The 6,659-nt window shown below is 67.9% G+C and carries 4 protein-coding genes; 2 read left to right on the top strand and 2 right to left on the bottom strand.

The annotated features are described in order from the left end of the window. Positions 1 to 1,442: acetyl/propionyl/methylcrotonyl-CoA carboxylase subunit alpha (locus tag HMPREF2791_RS08590; protein ID WP_070845023.1), on the top strand; the 1,442-nt coding region annotated here is incomplete at its 5' end. Between the two features lie 9 nt (positions 1,443 to 1,451). Here the strand turns inward: HMPREF2791_RS08590 and HMPREF2791_RS08585 are convergent. After that, complete coding sequence (locus tag HMPREF2791_RS08585) at positions 1,452 to 2,384, bottom strand: chymotrypsin family serine protease (RefSeq protein WP_141741412.1); 933 nt, start codon at positions 2,382 to 2,384, stop codon at positions 1,452 to 1,454. Between the two features lie 23 nt (positions 2,385 to 2,407). Here HMPREF2791_RS08585 and HMPREF2791_RS08580 point away from each other — a divergent pair, with 23 nt between their 5' ends. Next, complete coding sequence (locus HMPREF2791_RS08580; protein ID WP_070476209.1) at positions 2,408 to 2,911, top strand: GNAT family N-acetyltransferase; 504 nt, start codon at positions 2,408 to 2,410, stop codon at positions 2,909 to 2,911. 290 nt (positions 2,912 to 3,201) lie between these two features. On the opposite strand, the gene HMPREF2791_RS08575 is transcribed toward HMPREF2791_RS08580, so the two are convergent. Next, a complete protein-coding gene (locus tag HMPREF2791_RS08575; RefSeq protein WP_070845021.1) occupies positions 3,202 to 6,630 on the bottom strand; it encodes a pyruvate carboxylase in 3,429 nt (1,142 codons plus the stop codon). Between the last annotated feature and the right edge of the window lie 29 nt (positions 6,631 to 6,659).

The following is a 6,659-nucleotide window of genomic DNA, read 5'->3' as shown; positions in this document are numbered from 1 at the left end:
CCTGGATCGGCCCGCCGCCGGAGGCGATCGCAGCACTTGGCGACAAGGTCACCGCCCGCCACATCGCCGAGGCCGCGCAGGCCCCGATGGCGCCGGGCACGAAGGACCCGGTTGCCGGCGCCGACGAGGTTGTCGCCTTCGCTGAAGAACACGGCCTGCCCGTGGCGATCAAGGCGGCGTTCGGTGGCGGCGGCCGCGGCATGAAGGTGGCCTACACACTCGAGGAGATCCCGGAGCTGTACGAGTCCGCCACCCGCGAGGCCACCGCCGCGTTCGGCCGCGGCGAGTGCTTCGTGGAGCGCTACCTGGATAAGGCGCGCCACGTGGAGGCGCAGGTGCTGGCGGACCAGCACGGCAACGTCGTGGTCGTCGGCACGCGCGACTGCTCCCTGCAGCGCCGCTTTCAGAAGCTTGTGGAAGAGGCCCCGGCGCCGTTCCTCACCGACGAGCAGCGCGAGCGCATCCACGCGTCCGCAAAGGCCATCTGCCGCGAAGCCGGTTACTTCGGCGCGGGCACCGTGGAGTACTTGGTCGGCTCCGACGGGCTGATCTCCTTCCTGGAGGTCAACACCCGCCTGCAGGTGGAACACCCCGTCACTGAGGCCACCACCGGCATCGACCTGGTGCGCGAGCAGTTCCGCATCGCCCGCGGTGAGCAATTGCGTATCGACGCCGACCCGGTCCCCCACGGCCACGCCATCGAGTTCCGCATCAACGGCGAGGACGCGGCGGCGAACTTCATGCCGGCGCCGGGCACCGTCACCGCCTACGCGGAGCCGGCCGGCCCGGGTGTGCGCGTGGATTCCGGTGTGCGCGCAGGCTCCGTGGTCGGCGGACAGTTCGACTCGATGCTGGCCAAGCTGATCGTTACAGGCGCAACCCGCCAGGAGGCGATCGAGCGCGCCCGCCGCGCCCTCGGCGAGTACATGGTGGCCGGCTTCCCCACCGTGATCCCGTTCCACCAGGCCATCCTGGACAACCCGGCGTTTGTCGGCGACGAGGACGGCTTCGGCGTCTACACCCGTTGGATCGAAGAGGAGTGGGACGGCGAGCTGCCCACCACCCCGATAGCCGACGAGGACGCGGAGACCGAAGCCCCAGCACGCCGCACGTTCGCGGTGGAGATCGACGGCCGCCGCATCGAGGTCGCCCTGCCCGAGGAGCTCGTCGCCGCAGGCCCGGCCAAGCGCAAGCCGAAGAAGCGCCGGGCGGGCAAGGCAGCCGTGTCCGGCGACGCCGTCGCCTCCCCCATGCAGGGCTCCGTGATCAAGGTCAACGTGGAGGAAGGCCAGGAGGTCGCCGAGGGCGACGTGCTGGTCGTGCTGGAAGCGATGAAGATGGAAAACCCGGTCAAGGCTCACAAGGCCGGCACCGTGACTGGCCTGGCCGTCGAGGCTGGCGGCCAGGTAAACAAGGGCGCCGTGCTGATGGAGCTGAAGTAGCCCCTCCCGTTACGAGCCCCAGCCCTGCATGATCCGCAGCGCGGGCTCGCGGTACTGCGGCGGCAGCGCGCTGACAATCTGCGGCAGCGCGAACAGCACCCCGGCGAGCGCGACGAGCACGATCGCGGTGATCCCCACCGCGCTCACGTCAGAGCTGCCGCTGCCGGCTTTCACCTTTTCGGGTGTGCCTCCCGGAACCGCTGTCTCGTGCGCCACGGGTGTCTTGATGCGCTTCGCCTCCGCCAGCAGCTCCAGCTCCTCTTCAGGGCTCACCTGTGGGCCGTTGTCCGGCACGGAGCTGCGGTTGAGACGCCCTTCCTCGCCGTTGCTCCCCACCGCCAGGCTCACGCCGGTGTAGATGGACAAAAAGCCTTTGCCCTCCACCCACACCGGGCCGCCGGAGTCCCCGGGTTTGCCGGACGGGCCGTCCCAGTACAGGTTGTTACCGAGGACGCCCGCGAAGCTGCCGCAGGTGGTCTTCTTGCTGGCGGCGCCATACACGCATACCGGGTCGCCCGAGCGCATCAGCGACGGCGCCACCACCGAATCACCGGAAATCCCGTTTGCGCCCAGTTTCACGCCGTCGTCCCAGCGGATCACACCCCAGTCATTGGCAGTGCCCTCGTCCTCGTTCATCGCTGCAGAGGGGTGAAACGTGCCAGTTGCCCGGAAGCCTTTGCCCACAACCACAGCACGATCCCCCTCCTGGCCGCAGTGACCGGCGGTGTAGCTGACGTTCTGGCCCCGGTCGTTGAACGCGAGGGTGCAGCGCCCCTTGCCCAAAACATCCACCAAGTCGCCCTGGCGCACGACGGGGGTGGCGCCGGATTCAACCCCGGCGGTCGCCGGCGCGTCCTTGACCACGGGCGCTGCCACGGCGAATGCGGGGGTAGCGGCGAGGGCCAGGGCGGTGGACGTCGATAGACAAATGCGTCGAAGCATGGAGAAAGATTAACGTGGAGCGCATGGATTACACACCCGAGTTCCAACTGCGCGAGGCCACAGAGTCCGACCGCACCTACCTGCGACGGCTGAATTACCTCACCGATGTCTTCGGCAACGAGGACGGCGACCTGGGCGAAAGCGAGCGCGAAGGCTCCGAAAGCTACGTAGGCCAGTGGGACCCAGAGCGCGAAAGTGGCATCATCGCATTCGACCAGTTCCACGTCCCTGCAGGTGGTGTGTGGTTACGGTACTGGCAGTCGCCTGACGACGGCCACGCGAACCTCGGCCCCAACATCCCCGAAATCGCCATCGCGGTGGAAAACCGCTACGCGGGCAACCGCCTCGCGGTGAAGCTCCTGCGGGCCGCGGTCGAGCTGGCCAAGCGCCAAGGCGCGCCGAAGGTGGCGCTGTGGGTGGACCCGGACAACGACCGGGCGCGCCACCGCTACGAGAAGTTCGGCTTCAAGAATGTCGAGGGCCAGGACAACGTCATGGCCGTGGACGTGGAGGACTTCACGGCGTAGGCTCGCGCCGCCGGCGCGCGACCGACCGGTGCTCGACCGCGCCTCGGCACCGCTCCGCACACGCCTCGTCACCGGATCTGCTAGTTCCCCGCGCCGCCTTGGTCGGGCAACTAGCAGATCACGCTGTTACTGGCAGTCTTTTCCAACACCACCTGGAGAAACCCAAAGTTGAACACTTGATCTGCTAGCAGCCCGTCGCGGCGAACTAACAGATCCGCAAACCCCGGACAGCAAAACAAACACCGCGCGGCCGCTAGACGGTCCGCGCGGTGCTGACAACACTGCCCCCGTTAGGCGATGACTACCACGAGGTCGCCGCCTTCCACCTTGGTCGGCTGGGTGAACGCGATGCGCTCGATCTTGCCGTCCTTGGTGGCGGAGATCGCGGCTTCCATCTTCATGGCCTCGATGGTGGCCACCGGGTCGCCGGCCTTGACCTCGTCGCCCTCCTTGACGGTCACGGTCACTGCGCCGGCGAACGGTGCTGCCACGTGGCCCGGGTTGGAGGAGTCGGCTTTCTCCACCTCGGCGACGGAGGACTCGGCGGACTCGTCGCGCACCGTGATCGGGCGGACCTGGCCGTTGACCGTGAGGATGACCTGGCGCATGCCCTTTTCGTCCGGCTCGCCCACAGCGTCGAGGCTGACCACCAGCGGCGGGCGGTTCTCGTCGATCTCGCCGTACCAGATCATGGTCTCCTCGCCCTCTTCGAGGCCGTAGAAGAACGCCTTGTCGCCCAACTGGTCGGTGATGCCGTAGGTGCGCAGGTGCTCCTGGTACTCGGCGTACTGCTTCGGGAAGAGCAGCTTGTCCAGGGCGGCGCGGCGGGTGTCGTGGTCCTCGGACTGAAGGTCAGCGGCCAGATCTTCCGGCACCTGGACGGTGTGGTCGACCTCGCTGCGGTTCTCCAGCGCCTTGTCGCGCAGCAGCGGCCAGCCGCCGGGAGGCGTGCCCAGCTCGCCCTGCAGGAAGCCGATGACGGATTCCGGGATGTCGTACTTGCGCGGGTTCTCGGCGAACTCCTGCGGGCTCACGCCCTGGCCCACCAGCTGCAGCGCCAGGTCGCCGACGACCTTGGAGGACGGGGTGACCTTCGTCGGACGGCCGAGAATCTCGTTCACGCCGGCGTAGTAGTCCTCGATGAGCTCGAAGCGGTCTTCCAGACCAAGCGCCTTGGCCTGCGTGCGCAGGTTGGACAGCTGGCCGCCCGGGATCTCGTGCTTGTACACGCGGCCGGTCGGGCCCGGGATGCCGGACTCGAACGGGGCGTAGACCTGTCGCACGGCCTCCCAGTAGGGCTCCATGTCGAAGACGGCCTGCAGGTCGATGCCGGTGTCGCGCTCCGTTTCCGCGAACGCGGCGACGAGGGCGGACATGGACGGCTGGGAGGTGGTGCCCGCCAGCGGCGCAGAGGCGACGTCGACCACGTCGGCGCCGGCGTTCGCGGCCGCCAGGTAGGTGGCCAGCTGGCCGCCCGCGGTGTCGTGGGTGTGCACGTGCACCGGCAGGTCGAAGCGCTCGCGCAGCGCGGTGACCAGCTTGGCGGCGGCTGCCGGGCGCATCAGGCCCGCCATGTCCTTGATAGCTAGGACGTGGGCGCCGGCGTCGACGATCTCCTCGGCCAACTTGAGGTAGTAGTCCAGCGTGTACAGGTCTTCCGCCGGGTCCATCAGGTTGCCGGAGTAGGCCATGGCCACCTCGGCGACGGTGGTGTTGGTCTCCAGCACCGCGTCGATGGCCGGGCGCATCTGGGAGACGTCGTTGAGCGCGTCGAAGATGCGGAAGATGTCGATGCCGGAGGTGGCGGCCTCGCGCACGAACGCCTTGGTCACGGAGTCCGGGTACGGGGTGTAGCCCACGGTGTTGCGGCCGCGCAGCAGCATCTGGATGTTCACGTTCGGCATCGCCTCGCGCAGCTCGTCCAGGCGCATCCAGGGCGACTCGTGGAGGAAGCGCATGCCCACGTCGTAGGTGGCGCCGCCCCAGGCCTCGACGGAGGTCAGCTCCGGAGTGAGGTGGCCGACGTGCTTCGCGGCAGCGACCAGGGTGTTAGTGCGGATGCGCGTGGCCAGCAGCGACTGGTGCGCGTCGCGGAAGGTGGTCTCGGTGACACCCAGCGCGGTCTGGTTGCGCAGCTTCTCCGCCCATTTCTTCGGGCCGAGCTCGAGCAGCTCGTCGCGGGAGCCGCGCGGCAGGTCGCCGTATTTGGCTTCCGGCAGCTTCTTGGACGGGCGGATGTTGGTCGGGCGCGGGCCGTTGGGCTGGTTCACCGTCACGGAGGCCAGGTAGTTGAGGATCTTGCCGGCGTCATCGGCTGCGGCCGGCGCCTCCAGCAGGTGCGGGTGGTCCGCGATGAAACCGGTGTTGATGCGCTCGTGGCGGAACTCCGGCTCGCTCAACAGGGCGCGCAGGAAGCCGATGTTGGTGGACAGGCCGTTGATGGTGAACTCGTTGAGGGCGCGCAGTGCGCGGTCTACGGCGACCTGGAAGTTGCGGCCGCGGCAGGTCATCTTCACCAGCAGCGAGTCGAAGTTCGGGGTGATGGTGGTGCCGACGGCCACGTTGCCGTCGAGACGCACGCCCGCGCCGCCCGGCGACTGGTAGCCGGTGACCACGCCGGAGTCCGGCCTAAAGCCGTTGGCGGGGTCCTCGGTGGTGATGCGGCACTGCAGGGCGGCGCCGTTGACCTCGATGAGGTCCTGGGTGAGGTGGAGCTGCTCCAGCTTCGCGCCGGCGGCGATGTACATCTGGTTTTTCACGATGTCGATGCCGGTGACTTCCTCGGTCACGGTGTGCTCGACCTGCACGCGCGGGTTCATCTCGATGAACACGTGGTTGCCGGACTCGTCCACGAGGAACTCGACGGTGCCGGCGCCCTCGTAATTGATCTCCTTGCAGAAGTTCACCGCGTCCTGGCAGATGCGCTGGCGCTGCTCTTCGGTGATGTGCTGGGCCGGAGCGATCTCCACGACCTTCTGGTGGCGGCGCTGCACGGAGCAGTCGCGCTCAAACAGGTGCACGACGTTGCCGTGGGAGTCGGCCATGATCTGCACCTCGATGTGCTGCGGGCGGATCACGGCGCGCTCGATGTAGACGTTCGGGTCGCCGAACGCGGCCTCCGCTTCGCGGGAGGCTTCAGCAGCAAGCTTCTCGACGTCCTCCGGTCGCTCAATAAAGCGCATGCCGCGCCCGCCGCCTCCGGCGACCGCTTTGACGAAGACAGGGAATTCGAAGTCCTTGGCGTACTCCGCCAGCTGCTTCGGGTCGGCAGACGGCTCGGAGTCCTTCAGCACCGGCAGGCCGGCGCGCTCCGCGGCCTGGACGGCGGCGGACTTGTCGCCCGTCAGGTCCAGCGTTTCCGGAGTGGGGCCGATGAACTTGATGCCGTTGTCGCGGCAGGCGCGCGCCAGGTCGGCGCGCTCGGACAGGAACCCGTAGCCCGGGTAAATGGCGTCCGCGCCGGTTTCTTTCGCGGCGCGGATGATCTCGTCGATGTCCAGGTAGGACTTCACCGGCTGGCCAGGTTCGCCGATCTGGACGGCCTCGTCCGCGAAGGGGCGGTGGAAGGAGTTGCGGTCCTCGCGGGGGTACACGGCGACGGTCTTCGCGCCGGTCTCGAATGCTGCACGGAAGGCGCGGACGGCGATTTCGCCGCGGTTGGCCACCAGGATTTTGCTGAAGGCGGGCAGGTCGTGAAGCGGGAGGTTATCCGGGTTCATCGGTTTCCTTTCACAAAGGAAGTTTTAGC

Source organism: Corynebacterium sp. HMSC034A01, from assembly GCF_001838175.1.
Classification (GTDB): Bacteria; Actinomycetota; Actinomycetes; order Mycobacteriales; family Mycobacteriaceae; genus Corynebacterium.
The sequence above is the reverse complement of the archived record's forward strand: the minus strand, read 5'-3'. Positions and strand labels throughout refer to the sequence as shown.

What these genes read in the sequence shown, in the direction of transcription:
- HMPREF2791_RS08585 (WP_141741412.1), bottom strand. Translation starts at nt 2,384, where the DNA reads ATGCTTCGACGCATTTGTCTATCGACGTCCACCGCCCTGGCCCTCGCC.
- HMPREF2791_RS08580 (WP_070476209.1), top strand. Translation starts at nt 2,408, where the DNA reads ATGGATTACACACCCGAGTTCCAACTGCGCGAGGCCACAGAGTCCGAC.
- HMPREF2791_RS08575 (WP_070845021.1), bottom strand. Translation starts at nt 6,630, where the DNA reads ATGAACCCGGATAACCTCCCGCTTCACGACCTGCCCGCCTTCAGCAAA.